The sequence below is a fragment of the Nocardia sienata NBRC 100364 genome (assembly GCF_001613205.1).
GTDB lineage: Bacteria > Actinomycetota > Actinomycetes > Mycobacteriales > Mycobacteriaceae > Nocardia > Nocardia sienata.
Window position 1 is genome coordinate 17,489 of record NZ_BDBX01000041.1, and the last position, 16,703, is coordinate 34,191.

At 64.9% G+C, this 16,703-nt stretch carries 17 protein-coding genes and 5 pseudogenes; 10 read left to right on the plus strand and 12 right to left on the minus strand.

From position 1 onward, the window contains the following. Nucleotides 1–44: 44 nt before the first annotated feature. The 7 genes and pseudogenes from NS4_RS21800 to NS4_RS21820 all read left to right on the plus strand — a co-directional run. A pseudogene (locus NS4_RS21800) lies at nucleotides 45–245 on the plus strand (IS481 family transposase); the annotation flags it as partial. Between the two features lie 65 nt (nucleotides 246–310). After that, nucleotides 311–547 (plus strand): hypothetical protein, encoded by a 237-nt coding sequence (locus NS4_RS21805; protein WP_063061377.1) that lies wholly within the window; start codon nucleotides 311–313, stop codon nucleotides 545–547. Between the two features lie 92 nt (nucleotides 548–639). After that, on the plus strand, nucleotides 640–1,098 hold the full coding sequence (locus NS4_RS21810; protein WP_063061378.1) for a Pycsar system effector family protein: 459 nt from the start codon (nucleotides 640–642) through the stop codon (nucleotides 1,096–1,098). Nucleotides 1,099–1,639: 541 nt separating this feature from the next. Further along, nucleotides 1,640–1,821, plus strand: a pseudogene (locus NS4_RS33500) (IS5/IS1182 family transposase); the annotation flags it as partial. A gap of 773 nt (nucleotides 1,822–2,594) precedes the next feature. Beyond that, nucleotides 2,595–3,323 (plus strand): helix-turn-helix domain-containing protein, encoded by a 729-nt coding sequence (locus tag NS4_RS21815; RefSeq protein ID WP_063061379.1) that lies wholly within the window; start codon nucleotides 2,595–2,597, stop codon nucleotides 3,321–3,323. Nucleotides 3,324–3,613: 290 nt separating this feature from the next. Then, nucleotides 3,614–4,048, plus strand: coding sequence for a pentapeptide repeat-containing protein (locus NS4_RS31625; protein ID WP_084487589.1), 435 nt, complete (start codon nucleotides 3,614–3,616; stop codon nucleotides 4,046–4,048). Between the two features lie 60 nt (nucleotides 4,049–4,108). Then, on the plus strand, nucleotides 4,109–4,540 hold the full coding sequence (locus tag NS4_RS21820) for a hypothetical protein (RefSeq protein WP_063061380.1): 432 nt from the start codon (nucleotides 4,109–4,111) through the stop codon (nucleotides 4,538–4,540). Nucleotides 4,541–4,582: 42 nt separating this feature from the next. On the opposite strand, the gene NS4_RS21825 is transcribed toward NS4_RS21820, so the two are convergent. Both NS4_RS21825 and NS4_RS21830 read right to left on the minus strand, forming a co-directional pair. Continuing rightward, nucleotides 4,583–4,834 (minus strand): hypothetical protein, encoded by a 252-nt coding sequence (locus NS4_RS21825; RefSeq protein WP_063061381.1) that lies wholly within the window; start codon nucleotides 4,832–4,834, stop codon nucleotides 4,583–4,585. 55 nt (nucleotides 4,835–4,889) lie between these two features. Then, nucleotides 4,890–5,260, minus strand: a pseudogene (locus NS4_RS21830) (ATP-binding protein); the annotation flags it as partial. On the opposite strand from NS4_RS21830, the gene NS4_RS21835 reads away from it, so the two are divergent. Continuing rightward, nucleotides 5,255–6,076, plus strand: coding sequence for an NADP-dependent oxidoreductase (locus NS4_RS21835; RefSeq protein WP_439955801.1), 822 nt, complete (start codon nucleotides 5,255–5,257; stop codon nucleotides 6,074–6,076). The pseudogene NS4_RS21830 and the gene NS4_RS21835 sit on opposite strands and share 6 nt — an antisense overlap. A 222-nt stretch (nucleotides 6,077–6,298) precedes the next feature. Here the strand turns inward: NS4_RS21835 and NS4_RS21840 are convergent, their stop codons facing one another. After that, a complete protein-coding gene (locus tag NS4_RS21840) occupies nucleotides 6,299–7,147 on the minus strand; it encodes a helix-turn-helix transcriptional regulator (RefSeq protein WP_063061383.1) in 849 nt (282 codons plus the stop codon). 138 nt (nucleotides 7,148–7,285) lie between these two features. Between NS4_RS21840 and NS4_RS21845 the strand changes: the two are divergent. Further along, nucleotides 7,286–8,064: pseudogene (locus tag NS4_RS21845) on the plus strand (NAD(P)H-dependent oxidoreductase). 1,126 nt (nucleotides 8,065–9,190) lie between these two features. On the opposite strand, the gene NS4_RS21850 reads toward NS4_RS21845, so the two are convergent. Together NS4_RS21850 and NS4_RS21855 are read right to left on the minus strand one after the other, a co-directional pair. After that, nucleotides 9,191–9,601 (minus strand): hypothetical protein, encoded by a 411-nt coding sequence (locus NS4_RS21850; protein WP_063061384.1) that lies wholly within the window; start codon nucleotides 9,599–9,601, stop codon nucleotides 9,191–9,193. Nucleotides 9,602–9,899: 298 nt separating this feature from the next. Further along, nucleotides 9,900–10,937 carry a helix-turn-helix transcriptional regulator gene (locus NS4_RS21855; RefSeq protein WP_063061385.1) on the minus strand — a complete coding sequence of 346 codons (1,038 nt, stop codon included), beginning with the start codon at nucleotides 10,935–10,937 and terminating at the stop codon, nucleotides 9,900–9,902. A gap of 178 nt (nucleotides 10,938–11,115) precedes the next feature. On the opposite strand from NS4_RS21855, the gene NS4_RS21860 reads away from it, so the two are divergent. Beyond that, nucleotides 11,116–11,817, plus strand: coding sequence for a nuclear transport factor 2 family protein (locus NS4_RS21860; RefSeq protein WP_245665616.1), 702 nt, complete (start codon nucleotides 11,116–11,118; stop codon nucleotides 11,815–11,817). A 587-nt stretch (nucleotides 11,818–12,404) separates the two neighbouring features. Here the strand turns inward: NS4_RS21860 and NS4_RS21865 are convergent. From NS4_RS21865 to NS4_RS21885, 7 genes and pseudogenes are all read right to left on the minus strand, one after another. Beyond that, a pseudogene (locus NS4_RS21865) lies at nucleotides 12,405–12,791 on the minus strand (CorA family divalent cation transporter); the annotation flags it as partial. 229 nt (nucleotides 12,792–13,020) lie between these two features. Beyond that, nucleotides 13,021–13,152 (minus strand): hypothetical protein, encoded by a 132-nt coding sequence (locus NS4_RS33695; protein ID WP_281219862.1) that lies wholly within the window; start codon nucleotides 13,150–13,152, stop codon nucleotides 13,021–13,023. Between the two features lie 466 nt (nucleotides 13,153–13,618). Further along, nucleotides 13,619–13,780 carry a hypothetical protein gene (locus NS4_RS32350; RefSeq protein WP_157106173.1) on the minus strand — a complete coding sequence of 54 codons (162 nt, stop codon included), beginning with the start codon at nucleotides 13,778–13,780 and terminating at the stop codon, nucleotides 13,619–13,621. A gap of 345 nt (nucleotides 13,781–14,125) precedes the next feature. Continuing rightward, on the minus strand, nucleotides 14,126–14,326 hold the full coding sequence (locus tag NS4_RS21870; protein WP_063061386.1) for a hypothetical protein: 201 nt from the start codon (nucleotides 14,324–14,326) through the stop codon (nucleotides 14,126–14,128). Nucleotides 14,327–14,426: 100 nt separating this feature from the next. Then, a complete protein-coding gene (locus tag NS4_RS21875; protein ID WP_084487580.1) occupies nucleotides 14,427–14,894 on the minus strand; it encodes a Fur family transcriptional regulator in 468 nt (155 codons plus the stop codon). A gap of 68 nt (nucleotides 14,895–14,962) precedes the next feature. Beyond that, nucleotides 14,963–15,577: a class I SAM-dependent methyltransferase gene (locus NS4_RS21880; RefSeq protein ID WP_157106174.1), complete on the minus strand. Its 615-nt coding sequence runs from the start codon at nucleotides 15,575–15,577 to the stop codon at nucleotides 14,963–14,965. A gap of 33 nt (nucleotides 15,578–15,610) precedes the next feature. Then, the gene (locus NS4_RS21885; RefSeq protein WP_063061389.1) at nucleotides 15,611–16,702 is read right to left on the minus strand and encodes an aldo/keto reductase; all 1,092 of its coding nucleotides are present in this window, start codon (nucleotides 16,700–16,702) and stop codon (nucleotides 15,611–15,613) included. Between the last annotated feature and the right edge of the window lies 1 nt (nucleotide 16,703).

Consider the following 16,703-nt stretch of genomic DNA (forward strand, 5'->3'; position numbering starts at 1 on the left):
CACCTCAGCCGCCGAAGAAGAAAACTGTGTGGCCGTGGCTGCTCATCCCCGCCGTTGAGCGGATCGTCACCGACAACGGCGCCTGCTACACGGCCCGCGACTTCGCGAAGGTACTTCTCGGGGCCCGCCACCAGCGGATCACTCTCTACACGCCCCGGCACAACGGGAAAGTGGAACGCTACAACCGGATCTTGGCCGAGGAGTTTCTCTACGCCCGTGAATGGGCCTCGGATCTGCAGCGCCGCCAAAAGGGGGCTGCTGCACGATCAGGTGACAGTGGTTATGCAGCCTGACCGCTGCTGCTGGGGTCATGATCGCTTCGTACAGCATGCAAGTGCTTGGACAGCGTCTGAATGTACTCACCAAGCTGATTGAGAACGGCCAATTCGACAGTATCGAAGTCGATTCGGAGAAGATGGACCTTCTCTTCACGCACTTCGTCGAGGAAGTTGCGGCGCTTGCTTCAGTGCCGGTCACCGAACTGCCCCCGGTCGGCGCGTTCGATCACCCAAATCAGGTGCTCGAAGACACTGGTGACAACACATGAATGTACCGTGGCGCCCCAGAAATAGCGGATGTCCGGAAGTGCTCCCACCTGACCGTGAGGCGGATCCCTCCGGAGTCGAAGACGTGTGGCGGATGCTGGACCATGTGCTGGGCCTGGTTCGCCACGCCGAGCTCAAGGCAGTCACGATACTGGCGACGTCCGGGGTGCTCGGGCAGATCCTCATGGTGGTGTTACAGGAGCCGCACTCGGCGGTCGTCACCGTGTGCGGTGGCCTCGCCGGCGGCTTGGCCGTGGCTGCTGCACTGTGTTCGGTGGGGGTTCTATGGCCGCGGACGAGCGCTGGTGGTGAGCGGCCAAATCTCTTGCATTTCGCCACCGTGGCACGGATTCGGGGTTCCGTGCTGGCGATCTATCAGCAGCAACTGGCTGAACTCGTTCGTGATCGCGACGAGCTGCTGGCGCAAGTAGCGGAGCAGATCTGGGCGAATTCGATCATTGCTCGCCGTAACTTCCGACTCGCCAACCTCGCCATGATCAGCATAATTGCCGCGGCTGTCGCCCTGGGGTCCGTATTCGTGATGAAGATCTGACAAGCGTTAGCCTCCACCACGTCGATGCGGATGCCTCGGGTGTAGGGGCACCCGTGTGGGGTCCTCATAGTTTCCCGCTTCCCTGGAGGGCTCTGAGCATATTCCGCCAGGTCCAGGATCGAGCACGGTGCGGCAGCACCGAAGAAGTACCCGGAGTTGAAGGCCCGAGCGCTGCTCCTTGGCCATCCGGACCAGTTCCGCTGCTGCCTGCTGTTCGGCCGACTCTTCGGCCTTCTTCTTCGCTACGGCGTCAAGTGTCGTCATAACGGCACCTTCCCGCTGACCATCCGGTCAGCGAATCAGGCCGGAAACTCCGTTAAATCCACAGTCCCCGATCCTGTGCCCGTGCGGCGGCTCGAAGGAGCTCGTCGCGAAAGGCACCGCGTCTGACAACTCAATTTCCATGATTGACCCATCGCTGCGATGGCCTACATCGCTACAGGGTGGCAATGGGCAACGCAACCGGTGGCCAAGGTGGTCAAACGGTCAGTCGCAGAGGCTGGCTACAAGGCGCCCTCCACGTCCGTGTCGACACGATCAGGTACTGGTCGAACTGCGCTCGGCGGGGAAGCTGGACCTGTCCACCGCGTTGGTCGAGGCCTCGCATCTGCGGGCTCTGAAAGGAGGGACCATGTCGGTCCCAGCCCGGTCGACAGGGCGAAACCCGGCTCCAAGCACCACCTGATCACCGACGCCACCGGAACACCCCTCGCGGTGAGGCTGAATGTTGATGCAGGTCGAGTGGGAGGTTTCGTGTCGGGTTGGCGGGTGCTTTGGGTGCCGCGGGACGTGGTGTGGTGCGGGGTTCGTCGGACTCGCCGGGGCGATTCACCTCGATCGTGCCCGGGATCTTAAGGACGTCGGCCGATGCGGCCATTCCCTCGCTCGGGCGATCGGCGTTGCCCCTCCAGTCTTGCGTGTCGAGGATGGTCGGCTCAGGTTCGCGGGAATGCCAGCCGGCCCATCCCGCTGCTGCGGCCCGCTCCGCGACGAACTTACTCCACTGCCACACGATGCATCTTCCCCCTGCGCTCGGTTGTCGAGACGCACGGTCCCGACCGCTAATAATGTTTCGTAACAGAAGTTTTCCGACCGGCAGACGGCCGAGAGGCTCTTTCATCACACGCGTGTGCGGATGCGGGTGGGTTCAGGAACCACCCCGCTGCTGATGACTTCGGCACGTATCGAGTTCCGTCCGTGCCGTCCCCTCCAGATCCGTTTCCCGCCGAACACATGACGTTCGAACAGAATGTTCCGTATCCGTTCATCCGGCAGCGGGGCCCGCCCGGGCGCGCCGAGCGACCGACGCTGTCTCGCCGAAACGCACCCGCGACCCCTCCTCGATCGGCGCGTCGTCGGTGGCGGCAACATCGACTCTCCGGTGGTCGTGCCTCGTCGAACGACCGAATCCGAGTCTTGCGGAACGGATCGCGCATGGTCAAACATGTGCGATGTCCCATTTTGTCCCACTTCGACCGTGAGGAAGGAGCGTTCGCGTGACCGACGCCCATCGCACGATCGCACGCTATCTCCGAGAACGCCGCGAGGCCGCAGGGATGACGCGTGCCGCGCTTGCGAAAGCGGCCGCCCTGTCCCCCGGATTGATCCAGAAGATCGAACAAGGGTCTCGCACACCCACTCTCGACGCACTCTCCGCTCTCTTCGAGGCCCTGTCCGTGCCACCGACCCTGTGCGATCACATCATCAGCCTCACACTTCCAACCCGCCTCAATGCCTCGCTCAGCGGTGAGTCCCAGACCGTGCTCTGCTCGGATCTCGCTGTCCTGAAGAGCATTCCGCACCCTGCCTGCTTCCAATCGCAACCGACATTTGACGTCCTCGCCGCCAACGACGCATGGGCCCAATGGTTCCCGGGCTGCGATCCGGGCACCAACATCCTCGAATGGATGATGCTGCACCCGGCGGCACGAGCCCTGCTTCCCCAATGGCGTCGTCAGACCCACCTGATGGTCTACGCGTTTCGCATCATGGGTCCCGGCCTGGTCCCACCCGAACGAATAGCCGAGATCGTGCGCACGTGCGCGCAGGCGCCGGAATGGCATGAGCTGTGGGCCACCGAAGTGGCACCCGAAGACATTCCCCGGCCCACCGTTCTGGTGAACGATCCCGACACCGGGGAAACTCGCGAGATGTACGCGGGAAATCTCAAGTTCGACTTCCCACGCCGACACTGGTGGATGTATTCGCTGATACCCGTCACCTGAGACAAATCAGCGCGGTAATTGCTGACCCTTGCCGCTGAGACGTGTCGTCGGAGGTTCTGCTGTGTCCGTTCCGAGTACAACTATCATCGACCCCATTCGGCCGCCGGGAACCGGCCACCAGCCAGCTGCCTCCCCGCCGGCGTCACCAACCTCACGGCCTCATACACCTGCTTGGCCAGGGCCTTGTAGGCGCGATCGAAGTCCGGCTTCAGCTCCTCGAGGGGCACCTCGACTCAGCCTGTTCGGTGCGGGTCCTCAAAGGCGTAACCCTCAACGGCAAGAACCTGCGCATGGCCAACCTCTCCGGCGCGGACCTCTCGGGAGCGAGCCTGTTCGGCGCCGATCTGTCCCGCGCCGACCTCACCGGAGCGACACTTCTCGACCTGCGCGACCTCGAGGAGGTGACCTGCTCAGAAGCCAAGCCACCATCTGGGGCCGATACCGCGAAGACGTCATCAAACTTTCGATCCTGCTCGGTCGCGGCTGCCACCGCCTCAACCCCTCCGAGGGAACATCACCCCGGCCCACCATCCCGATCCCCGCATACCAGCCTGACCTGCCCGGCCACCGCCCCCTACCGACGCGATGGTTCAGGGGTAGTGGTGTATCCCAGCCGGATCCGGCGCGCTGGTCATCGCGGCCACCCACAGGTGCAGGGTGGAAGGCCGCGGCGAGGGACGCCCGGAATGCGCCGGCACCGCCGCGCACCGTTCACGCCGGTGTGATCGAATCCTTCGATACCATCGGCGATCGTAGTGTTGTGGCCGGGAAACGGGAGTGCTCGCATGGCGGTGATGCGCGGGGAAGAGCCGGCGAGCGCGGAGGGCCTCGAAGCCAGTAGGTGGCCAGTTGTGCTCGTGGGGGTATATACCGCGGCCTCGATCGTCCTCGGGCCGGCCATCTTCCTGGGCGGCTATGCACTCTTCACCCGAGGGGGCGGGGACTACTGCGACGCGTCTTATGGGGGCGTCTTTGACGACGCACCTAGTGCCGGTAAAGCCGTACGCGATGCGGAGTTCAGGACTGCTCAGATCTTTCAGGTGGCAGGCGCCGGAATCATGCTGGCTGTCGGACTTGTTCTGCTGATGTACCTGTGGGCGTATCGCCATCGGATCGGCCGGCCCTGGCGAATCGTGAGCAGCGTAGGGATCATCCCGATGATGATCGGGTATGGCCTGGTCATTGCCTTATCAGGTGGTGGAGGGCAGGTCTGCTAGACGGGTGGCTGAGTTCCTCGCCGCAACCCACCGAAACTCGAGTTAGACATACAGGATGTGTTGCCTGGTGAGCGCGTGGGCGTAGTGGTTGATTCCCCCTCCGGACACAACCAGTACGCCCACGGGTGGTTGTGGGATGGCTTCGGCCGCGACCGTTCGTGTGGTGTGGTCGAAGGTGAGTATCAGGCCGAGTTGCCGATGCACCTTTAATTTGTCCGCAGGGTCCGCCTTGCGGCGTATGGCCATCATGCCGTCCAGCGATCTGGTGAGTTGCTCGATTCCGGTTCGGGTCATTTTCGTATGTGCGCGTCGTTGAGCTTCTGATGCTGCGATCTGCGCGGTGATGCATTCACGTTCGGTTTGGATTTCTTTGGTCCATTCCGCGACCGGCGCGGGGTCGATTCTCGCCCTCGACGACGAGTTCGTAGGCCGCCGATTGCAGCCGGTCCATCGCGGATTGGGCCAGGAGCGGGTCGGCCATCATGGTCAGGATCTCGGGGGTTCCCGCTTGCTGGTGATGATCGTCGAGGCTTTGCGGTGGCGTTCGACGATCAGCTCGCAGAAATCGTTGATCTCGACCGCTTCGAGCCGGTGCAGAGCCAGCTCATCGAGGATCAGCAGGTCGACGCGGTGCAGTTTGCGCATCGCGTCTTCGTAGCTGCCGTCCAACCGCGCGCCGCGCAACCGTTTGAACAGTTTGTCGGCGCGCTCGGTGTGAACGCGGTCCGTACCATCGCCACCAGCATCAACCCGGTTGACGACAAGACACGCGAAGGGGGCATCGGCGAAGGAACGCCGCCGTTTCCTACGACGCTCGGGTGGGACATCGCGGGTATCGTGATCGAGCCCGGCGCGAGTGGGTTGCACCCCGGTGAGCGAGTGTTCGGGATGTCACAACAGCTGGATACCGGCCGGGGAACGTGGGCCGATGTGGTGGTCATGCCGGCCGATTCGGTGGCGCCTGCCCCTGCCTCAGTCAGCCTTGTCGAGGCTGCCGCCGTACCGTTGATCGGTTTGACAGCCCTACAAACATTGGATTGGCTGGCGGTATCGGCCGGCGAGCGCCTGCTGATCGCAGGAGCGGCGGGTGCAGTTGGGAATGTAGCCCTTCAGGTGGCTAGTGCGCGGGGTATCCACGTCGACGCGCTGGTCTCGCGCGATGCGGATGTTGACCTCGCTGTCGCGTATGGCGCGAAGTTCGCGACCACCGACCCGGCCGCACTGCCGCACCACAGCTACGACGCTGTGTTCGACACTTTTGGTGCCTTTGTCATCGACTCTGTGGCCGACGCCGGTCGATACGCCTCGATCGCGACGCAGGCCGGTCCGGTGCCGGATCTGTCGGAGCGCTCGGTGCGGACCACGGTCAATCAGGTGCGTGAGGACGGCGCTCGACTGCGCGAATTGGCTGGATACATCGATCAGGGAGCCCTCCGCGTCCAGGCGGATTCCACCTTCGGGATTCACGAGATCCGACAGGCCCATGAGCGTTTCGCCGCGCGGGGTCGACGCGGCAAGGTCGTCGTCACCTTCTGAACACGGGGAGCGCCGCCGGAACGACGAGTAAACGGCGGCCTGGCAGTTGAAGGTCGATCCTGCTGACTTCGCTGCGACGGAACATCTTCGACATGGGCTGATGCGCGTGGGGGCGGGTGTTCCGGTAGGCGATCGGCTTGCGGAACACCTGACGGGCCTTCGCCGCGGGCCGGGAAACCGTCAGTGTTGAGGCGCTCCCGTCGGTGGGGTGGCGTCGGTGAGTTATTCGCGGACCTGAGCCTTGATTGTGGGATGCGCGTAGCCATTGTCCGCGCCGAGGCGCGCGAGCAGGCGTAGCCCGTCTTCGGCGGGGCTGCCGGGGGTCGCGGACAGCACGATCAGCTCCATACCTGTTCCGTCCGGGAGTGCGAAGTTCTCTTGGTGCAGTTCCAGCAGTCCGACCAGGGGGTGCCGGTACGCCTTGCGTCCATGTGTGCGGGCGCGCACGTCCGCGCGGGCCCAGAGGCGGCGGAAGCGCTCGCTGCCCATCGCCAACTCGCCGATGAGCGAGGCCAGGCGGGGGTCCTCGGGGTATTTGCCGGCAGCCAGGCGCAGATGCCCGACCACGTCGAGTGTGCATTTCTCCCAGTCCGCGTATAGGCCGCGCTCGGCCTCTTCGAGGAAGATGTGCCGGGCAATGTTCAGGCCCGGCATCGACCGGCCATAGAGGAGTCCGGCGAGGTGGTTCCCGGCGAGCGCGTCCAGGCGGTGGTCCATGATCAGTGCAGGTGCGTCGGCGACTAGATCGAGGACGCGCAGCAGCTCCGGCCGGACCCGCCCGCCCGGTGCCTTCGCGCGCCGACGGCGCTGCCGGGCGAGCCGGTAGAGGTGCTCGCGTTCGGTCTCGTCGAGGCCGAGGACGCGGGCGAGTGCGTCGAGGACCTGCTCGGAGGGCTGGGTCGCGCGGCCCTGTTCCAGGCGTACGTAGTAGTCGACGCTGACTCCGGAAAGGTGCGCGATCTCTTCGCGGCGCAGACCTTCGACCCGGCGGTGCCTGTCGGTGGGTATGCCGAGGGCCGCCGGGTCGACCCGGGAACGCCGGGTCCGAAGAAAGCCCGCGAGGTCATCCATGCCCTCAGTATGGCCGCGGTGGTGCCCGTGAAGGTGGTCCTGCCGTTACCAGGAAGTCCAGTCCGATGGAAAAGGCGTCCCTGAACGCCGGGGGCTGCGCCGCCCAGGATCGAAAGCACCTGATTCGAAGGAGTTCTGATGAAGACGCTGATCGTTTATGCCCACCCGGAGCCGAAGTCGCTGAACAGCTCGCTGAAGGACCTCGCTGTGTCCACGCTGGAGGCCGCCGGGCATGAGGTACGGGTGAGTGATCTGTACGCGATGAACTGGAAGGCGGTCGTGGACGCCGCGGACTACGGCCCCGACGCTTCGAGTCCGCTGAAGGTCGCCCTGGACTCGGGCCGGGCCTTCGACGCCGGGACGCTCACCCCGGACGTCCGCGCCGAGCAACAGAAGCTGCTGTGGGCCGACACGATCATCTTCCAGTTCCCACTGTGGTGGTATGCGATGCCCGCGATCCTCAAAGGCTGGGTAGACCGGGTGTTCACCCACCACTTCGCGTACGGGGTCGGCGAGCACAGCGACACCAAGTATGGCGAGCGCTTCGGCGAAGGCACCCTCGCGGGCAGGAAGGCGCTGCTGTCGGTGACGTCGGTGGCCCGGAATCGCATTACGCGGCCCGCGGTATCAACGGCCCCATCGATGATCTGCTGTTCCCGATCCAGCACGGCATCCTCTACTACCCGGGTATCGAGGTGCTGCCGCCGTTCGTGCTGTACGGCACCGATCGGATGACCGACGATGCCTACCCGGATGTCGCCAAGGCATGGGAGCAGCGTCTGCTCACCCTGGAATCGACCGAACCGATCGCGTTCCGGCAGCAGAATTTCGGTGACTACGAGATCCCCTCGCTGCACCTGAAGGAAGGACTGGAGCCCGCGGGTCGTACGGGTTTCGGACTGCACGTGCGCGGCTGACCGCAGGAAGCCGGTTCACAGACCTCCGAGGTCGAGCCGGGTGTTCATGTTGAGTTCGACCTGGGCTGATCGACCAGTGGACGCTGCTGGGCAAGGAACCGGACCTGGTCGCCACGAAGCGGGCCGCCGGCCAAGCTCGGATTCGGGCTGATGCTGCGCTTTCTATACCCGGACTGGGATGGTGTACTCACCGCTGAGGACGAGCGCGGCCTGACCCCGCTGTTCTGGTCGCACGTGCTCCATACGGCGATCCGGTAGCACTCGATCGGCCTTCCAGGCGGCCGAGAGTCGCGCCGACCCCGGGCGCTATCGCACATAGTTTCGTGAGTCGACCGTGGCACCGGGGCAGTTACGGCAGCTCGGAGACCGAGTTACCGCACATAGTGCGCGGCTATCTGCGGTAACTCGCTAAGCGTGCCTTTTGTCGTCCATGTTCCCGGACCCCATGGCTAAGCCCTGACCAGGCCATATGCCGAACATCGTGAGATTTTCGGCGATTACTACCGGAACCCTTGTCTGGGGTACACCGCAGATAGACAGCCCTCTCCCCGGCGCGGTCTCGCCTGCTGGTCGCCGATAAGTGACCCAGATCGGCGGTGTTGAGCGTCCGGCCAAGACGGTTGCTGCTCGCGGACGGTGTCCAATGTGTGGCCGTTGAACATTGGACTGACGGCACGACCACCCCCTCCGAGGGAGGGCGTGCGGGGCAGACGCCGCCTCGCGGCGAAGACGGCGGCGGCGACTACGGCGGCGGAGGCGACGCCGAGGGCGATGAAGGTGTGTATGAGTAGGCCGAGTCGTTGAGCAGTCCACGCGCAATGTCGTGCCTCGGCCGAGTGCGGCGATGATGCGAGGAGCGGCGGCGACACCGAGCTGTTCCCGCGGCAAAACCTCGCTGCCACGGGCGTTGACGGCACCGGGCGGCTATGGCGGTACTGTCTCGCCGCACGGTCACGCTCACCGCAGGACTGTCCAACACCGCCCTCGAATACGCAGTGGCGCTCGGCAGACCGGGTGTCTCGCCGTCCTTCTGCGGCTCTGCGAGATCTGAGGACCGATCTGCTTCACAGCAGGCCGCTGCCAGAATGTGTCGTGTGAGCCGGTTCCGATCTTTGAGCTGAGCCGGTCAGTCCTGCTCGAACAAGTGGTCGTAGCCGATTGCGAAGGCGTAGTCGGAGGGATCGACTACCACCTGGAGCCGGTCACCGACCCGCGGAAGCGGGCGAACGGCCGGCACCTCGCAGTCCGCCTCGAACGCATCGAAACCCGGCCCACTGATACGGACCCGAAGTTCGGCAACATCCGGATTCTCGCCCCCTTTATGTATCCGGACCGCGATGATCTCCGCCGTCGAAATAACCCCGACGGCCCGGAACCGCTTCGCGTCCCATCTCTGCCCGTAGGTGGTCACCGCGATGGCGAGGCCGATCGGGAAAGTGATGATCGCCGGGCACAACCAATCCCACAACGAATCGCCTGCCAACGCCAGAGCAGGCCCGAACAGCATCAGACCGGCCGCGATCGAATACGTGAACACTTGAGCAACAGGGCCGATGAGTTCGACTTGCCTTGGCCCTCTGTCGCTTCCGGACACTTCGACATCATAGTGGCGAAACCGCGCCCGAACGCAGGGCTTCTACCCCGCACGGTCATGCCGCCCGAGCCAGCGCCTCCGGCCGGCTGTCGCCGTGGTAGCCGCCTGGTGTTTATCGATCGATGCATTTCTGGACACTAATCAAAGAATCATCGCTGTTCGGCGACGGTTGTGGTTGTTCGATTATTCAGTATGCACCCATTAATGAACACGCTGTGGGTTTGGCGCATCGGGGTGGGTATCATGCGTGGAACTGTCCTGCGGCGGGCCATCGTTCAGAGTCGGCAACGGCCGCGTACTGTCGGTTCGACCGTTGGTAGATGCGGGTCATGGCGTCGAGTGTTCCGGTGAGGTGGGCGCGGAGTGCTGGTGGGTCGAGGATCTCGGCGTCGGCGCCCAGTTTGAGCAGTTCTGGCAGTGCCTGTTCGGCGGACTCGATCGGGACCGTCACCCTGGTCCAGCCATCTGCATCGGGCGCTGCACTCCGGTGCGCGGCTTCGATGGTGGCCGGTTCCCACAGATAGGGCAGTCGGTGGAAGGCGTTCGGGGACAGGCGCAGCGTCGCCTCGTCTCGGTGACGGCGCGCGTCGAAGTTCTTCAGATAGTCCTGCCAATAGTCGGCCAGGTCGAACTCGTCGGGGAGGTCGATTCGCTCGTCGAGGACATCGAGGTCGATGATCCGCGAGATGCGGTAGGTACGGAGTTCCTCGGCGGTGGCGGCCACGAGATACCAGTGACCGGCCTTGAGCACCAGCCCGTAGGGGTGCACGGTCCGGGTGATCTCGTGAGGTTCGGTCCAGCGCAGGTAACGCATCCGCACGGTGCGGCTGTCCCACACCGCGTCTGCGACCGCCCCGAGATGTGGAGTGCGGTCGGCTTCGTGGTACCACCGCGGGGCGTCGAGGTGGAACCGCTGGGCGATCCGGCCGGCGCGGTCGCGGAGCTCGGCCGGGAGCGAGGCCATCAGCTTGAGTTGCACGGCGGTGGCGACCGCGCCCATACCCAGGTCGGCAGCCGCCGTCGGTATCCCGGTCAGGAACAGTGAGTCGGCCTCATCGACGGTCAATCCCGTCAGCCGGGTCCGGAATCCTCCGAGGATCCGGTATCCGCCGTCATGACCGGGTTCGCCGTACAGCGGGACGCCCGCCGCGCTCAGAGACTCCATGTCACGGTAGACAGTGCGCACGGACACCTCCAGCACGTCGGCCAGTTCCTGTGCCGTCATCCGTTCCCGGTTCTGTAGCAGCAGCAGGATGGACACGAGTCGGCTCGCACGCATGCAATCGAGTCTGCCGTGCTTCACTGACACAAGATGTCAGTGAAGCAGCAATAACGTCCGATGCATGGACTTCGACATCGATATCGAGCAGTTCGTCGACCGCTACGTCGCGGTGTGGAACGAACCGGACCCGGTGGCGCGCCGTCGCCTCATCACCGACCTGTGGGATGTGGACGGTGTGGAGACCACCGAGTCCGCGCGGTATCACGGTCACGATGCGCTCGAAGCGCGGATCACCGAGGCGCACAACACGCTGGTGCGCGATGCGGGCAACATCTTCTGGACCGCGGGCGACGCGACCGGTCACCACGACATGGTTACCTTCACCACTCACATGGGCCCCGAAGCAGGAGGGGGCATTGCCTGGACCGGCCGCACCTTCGTCACTCTCGTAGAGAGCGGGCTCATCCGCTCAGACCACCAGTTCACCGTGAACACCCCAGCCGAGACGAACACGGGCACTCGCGCCACCGTGCAGGAGTTTCTCCACCGACTGGGGGAGGGCGACCCGGACCGAATCGCCGAGCTGTTCGCCGAACACGTCGAATGGGTATTGAACTGGCCGGTCGACGGCCACCCGGCGGTGCCGTGGATCCGGCCTCGCTCCACTCGCGCCGACGTCGCAGACCACTTCCGGGCACTCGCCGCCTTTCACATCCCTGAGAAAGCGGCCGGAAAAACATCACAAGTCCTGGTCGACGGCCGAAACGCGGTCGTGCTCGGCGATATCGGCCAGACGGTCAAAACCACAGGCCGGCCGTACACGGCTCTGTGCGCGCTCCACCTCACAGTCACAAACGGACTGATCACCCGATACGCCGTGTACGAGGACAGCCTCACCGTTACCGAAGCCCTTGCCGACCAACCGATACACCGCTGAACAACCGACTGACGCGAGGGTATCGACAATCCGGGCCGGGGTCCGATCGTCGAGCCTGCGGCTTCCTCGGCCGCGCTCGATGATCGAACTCCAGCTTCCGATAGCCGGGGGTGTCCATGAATTGATGCATTGTTGGACATACTCGACCATCATTATCACTGGTCAGCGATGATTGACAAGGACTCACTGTTCGGAAATGGCCGATTCGTGAACAACGGTAAGGCTTCGTGGCGACCTATATCCTCGGGCGGTCAGATTCGCATCGAGCACTGGCCGAGGCCTGGGATATGCGATGGCACGTGAGCCGCGCGGTGAGCAGAATACGGCCATGCCAGGGAATTCGGTGCTGACAAGAGCCCAAGCTCTCTGGGAAGGACTGGCCGCGGCGCCGGTTTCATCTTCCTCGTCTGACGCCGTGGAGGTGGCGGTCTCGCCCCGCGCGAGGATGAGGATCTGCCCGCAGGGCTGGACCGGCTTCATTGTGCTGCAGGGGCGGGCGATCGTTACAGCGCCCAGCGCGTCCGCGCCGTTCCGCGCGGCCGACGGTAATCGATCTTCGTGCCGCGCCGGCGCCAGGCGCAGGATTACTACAGCCAGCCGTTACGGCGAAACATTACGACCAATCCGCTGCAGGTCAGTACCATGACCGCCAGCACGGTGGGGTAGCCCCGGACCTGTTCGAGTTCGGGCATGTGCTCGAAGTTCATGCCGTAGATTCCGGCGATCATGGTGGGGACAGCGGCGAGGGCGACCAGTGCGGAGATTTTTCGCATGTCGGTGTTCTGCCGCACTGCGATCCGGGCCAGGGTTGCGCTGATCAGCGCGGAGAGTGCGTCGTCGAAGTCGTGGACGCGTTCGGCGGCGGTGGTGTGATGGTCGGTGACATCCCGCAGGTAGCGGCGAACTTCTTTGTTCAGGCCGGATTCGGGCCGGGTGAGCGTCTGCAAGGGCAGGGCCAGCGGTATCACCGAGCGATCGGCCCGCCAGCCGTTGCCCGTCACAGTAGATCCCACAGTCCACGACCGCCCGGGCCGCCGGCACGGGCGACCGCTTCAGCGATACCTTCGGCCGGCTACTGCCACGATTCGGGTCAACCAACACTCTGTGAGCCTAGAAGCAGCCCGTGGGCGGCGCACCGTCGGCGGTTATGCGGCCGGATACGCCGCCGGGTCGCCCCGGCTGCCGGGCGCGGGTGTCGGAGAGTCAGGGGTGTAGCCATAGGTCCCCGCCCAGACGCACCACGGCTGCGGCGAATACACCCAGGGCAAGTGGTGCCGCGATCACCCAGCCACCACGGTCTTCTCCGGCACCGGCGAGGAAGGCGGCCACCGCCACGCGAGGGCCAGTAGTGGCCCGGTGTAGCGGTACCTGGGGCCTGGCTCGGGTACCACTCGGGAACGAGCCGTACCCGGCAGTAGAAGGCGAGCATGGTGGTGGCCGTGACCGCGACCGGCCACACCGCCGCTTCCCACCCCGAGGCGCCAGCCGGCCGGGCCCACCGCATCCCGAAGGTCGCGCACGCGGCATACAGACTCACGCCGGTGAGGGCGAGCACGGTCGTCACCGGCAGACGGGCGAGGAACTGGCGGCGATACTGGCGGCGGGCCTCGTCTGCGCGCTGCCGGAGATCCTCGACGGCTGGTCTATCGGTCATATCGAATCCTCCTGGATGCGAAGCGTTCGCGGCCTCAGTTACTGCGGACCAACTTCACCCAGCCGCCGGCTACGTCGCCGTCGCTGATGGCGTCTGCGAAGTCCTGGATGAGGTCGTAGAGGTCCTGATCCGGATAGCAGGCGGTCGTCACCGCAGGGTTACTCCACCCAGTTGCTGGATCCTGGCGGCGACTTCGGGGTCGCAGTCGGAGGACCACGCGACCCGGTGATCGCCGAGGACCACGCTGATGTTGCCGTGACCGTCGAGAACAGCGGTCGCGTCCGGCACCGAGCCGCTGACCTGCATCATCCGGCGCTTTCCGAGGGCGGGGCAGACGACCGCTCGTCATCCCAGGGGGCCGGTCGGCAATCGGGATGATGCAGGCCGGCTGTCGCGATGGCAGGGTTTCCCGCCTGGATATAGACCGTCGGACGGATGCCCGCGAAGTGCTGCCCGCAGGTCTGGCACTCATGGGGCCACAGGTTCGCGGCGAGGTCTGCCGGCCCCACCGGGCCCAGAATCTTTCGGGTGGTCTCGTGATGCCGAACGGATAGGGCCTTGGCTGCCCATCCTCTCCGGTTCCGGACATGCTGTTCCTCCCCACTGCTCAGCGCACGCAGATCGTGCACAGTCCAGCATGCCTTGGGGCCGCACTCACCTTTGTACGAAATAGACTGTGGCAGAGTCTATTTGACTATCGCGGCGGTTATGGCGGAAATTGAAGCCTTCGTATACCTGACCGAAGAAGCAGCCCGGCATCTCCCCGAGGAGTTTCCGTTCGGTGCCCGCCACGGCCGCAACATCCGCCGAATCGGCGACCGTGGTGCGGTCGCCGCATTCGAGTGCATCGACCAATGCGTAGGCCTGTTCCGCGGTCCAGGCGATGCCGCCGGAGCGGTGTCAGAGCCAAACCCATCGGAGTGGTGGCCGGGTTGGGTTGCCGCTCATAGCGCGATCATTCACCGCCCGGCTGCCCGGCGGCCGGGGGAGTACTTCTACATTCTGGGCACAGCCCGTACAGCGCGACTCGGTGATGTACCTGGGTGTAGCCGCTCTGGCGGGCGAGACCTACGAGGTCCTCCTCGAGTTGTGTATCGATAAATGATCGTGATCGCCGACACCGTCGGCACAGTAGGTAACATCGGGGCATTTCGCTGTCGGCAAGCCGGTACAGGACGGTGTCGTCCTCGTCGTACAGGCTTGCTACAAGGCGGTCGGCGGCCAATCGGTGCAACACTCGGTAGACGGTGGACAGCCCGATATCCACGGTGCCGGTGTGGCGGATCAGGAGGTACACCTGCTGCGCGCTCAGGCATCGGTAGCCGTCTCGCAGAGCGGCCAGCACGGCTTGTTGTTGGGGCGACCGACGTCGCGGCCGGAGGGTCCGGCCGGGGTATGGTGCCGGCTCTGCCGGATTCTGCATCCGTGTTTTCCGTCGTCCATGGGGTTTGGCCGGGCCGGGCACACAATGGGTGTGCCCGGCCCTTCGGCTCAGTCGTGTCGGGTGGCCGTAACAACCTGGAAGGTGTTGTCCACGCGGCGGACCCGCGACATGCCCAATCCGGCGGCTTCCAGCATTGTGCGGAGTTCGGAGTCGGAGTGGAACTGCGCGCGCCGGGCGACAGGCGGCGGCATGAGTGATCGCGGAGGATCGGGTGCGACCGTGTGCAGGACGACGCGGCTGTTCGGCCGGAGAACGCGGTGCAGTTCGGACAGCGTCTTCGGGGTATCGACGAAGAAGAGGATATTCATCGCGGTCACACAGCTGAAGTGCCGGTCCGGCAATGGTAGCGCCTCGGCTGCGCCCTCGAGTACTTCGAGCCGACCCTCTCGGACGGCGGCCTCGTTGCGCGATCCGGTGAGCGCGACCATATCGGCGCTGTGGTCCACCGCGGTCATCCGGCAGCCGCTTTCGAGTGCGCGCGCGGCGAAGGTGCCCCCGCCGCAACCGACCTCGAGGAGGTGGTCGTCGGCGCAGAGGCGCAACTCCGCGAGCGTATCGCGGAAGATTTCGTGATGGGACTTCATATCGCGCCACATCAGCCGGGCCAGCGGGCCCCGGGGTCTGCGCAGCAGGCGGTCGGTGAACAAATCGAACAATGCCAACGTGGTTTCCTGTCGTGATCGGGGTCGGACGGTTCAGCCGAGGGCGCCTGGTCGAACCGGCATATCGCCGAAGACGCTGCGGCGTGCCATCGGGCGGGCGAGTACGTTGTGCGGATATCCCGGCGCGGTGACGGACGCACCTTCGAGGCGGGCGAGATGATGGTCTTCGAAAACCAGGTTCAATGCGCCGATGCTGTCGTCGAGGTGCGCGCGCGTCCGGGCGCCGAGGACAGGCGCCGTGACCCCGGGCCGATGCAACAGCCAGGCGAGGGCCACCTGCGCCGGTGACCGGCCGAGTTGCCGGGCGACCTGGACTACGGTCGCCGCGATGGACAGTGTCCGTTCGGTGAGACCGCCGTTGGCGTCGATCAGGTCTCGGCGGGTATGTCCCAGTATCGGTCGACGGGAATCCGTGGGTAGATCGGTCTCGGTGTACTTACCGGTGAGCACACCTCCGGCCAGTGGCGACCAGGCGACCACGCCGAGACCCAGCTCGCGCGCCATCGGGAGCATGTCGTGTTCGGTGGTGCGTTCGGTCAGGTTGTATTCCAGTTGCACGGCGATGAGGGGTGTCCACCCCCGCAGATCGGCGATGGTCTGCATCCGTGCGATCTGCCAGGCGGGCGTGTTCGAGATGCCCATGTACAGCACCTTGCCCGCGCGCACCAGATCGTCCATGGCCCGCAGGATCTCCTCTGCCGGGGTGAGGTCGTCCCACATGTGGAGGTAGAGCAAGTCGAGGTAATCGGTGCGGAGCCGGCGCAGCGAGGCCTCGACCGAGGCGATCATGTTCTTACGGTGGTTACCACCGGAGTTCGGGTCGGCCGGGCGCCGCAGCAGGCTGTACTTGGTGGCCAGGACGAGCGCCTCGCGATCGGCGGCGGCGAATTCGCCCAGCCATTCCTCGGCGGTGCCGTTGGTGTAGTTGCCTGCCGTGTCCAGGAAATTGCCGCCCTGGGTGAGGTAGGCGTCGAAAATGCGCCGTGCCTCGAGCTTGTCGGCTCCCCAGCCCCAGTCGGTGCCGAAGGCCATCGTGCCGAGCGCCAGCGGCGAGACACGTAACCCCGATCTACCCAGGGTTCGGTAGCAGTCGAGCGCATTCCCATTGTTGAAAATCGTTGTCATT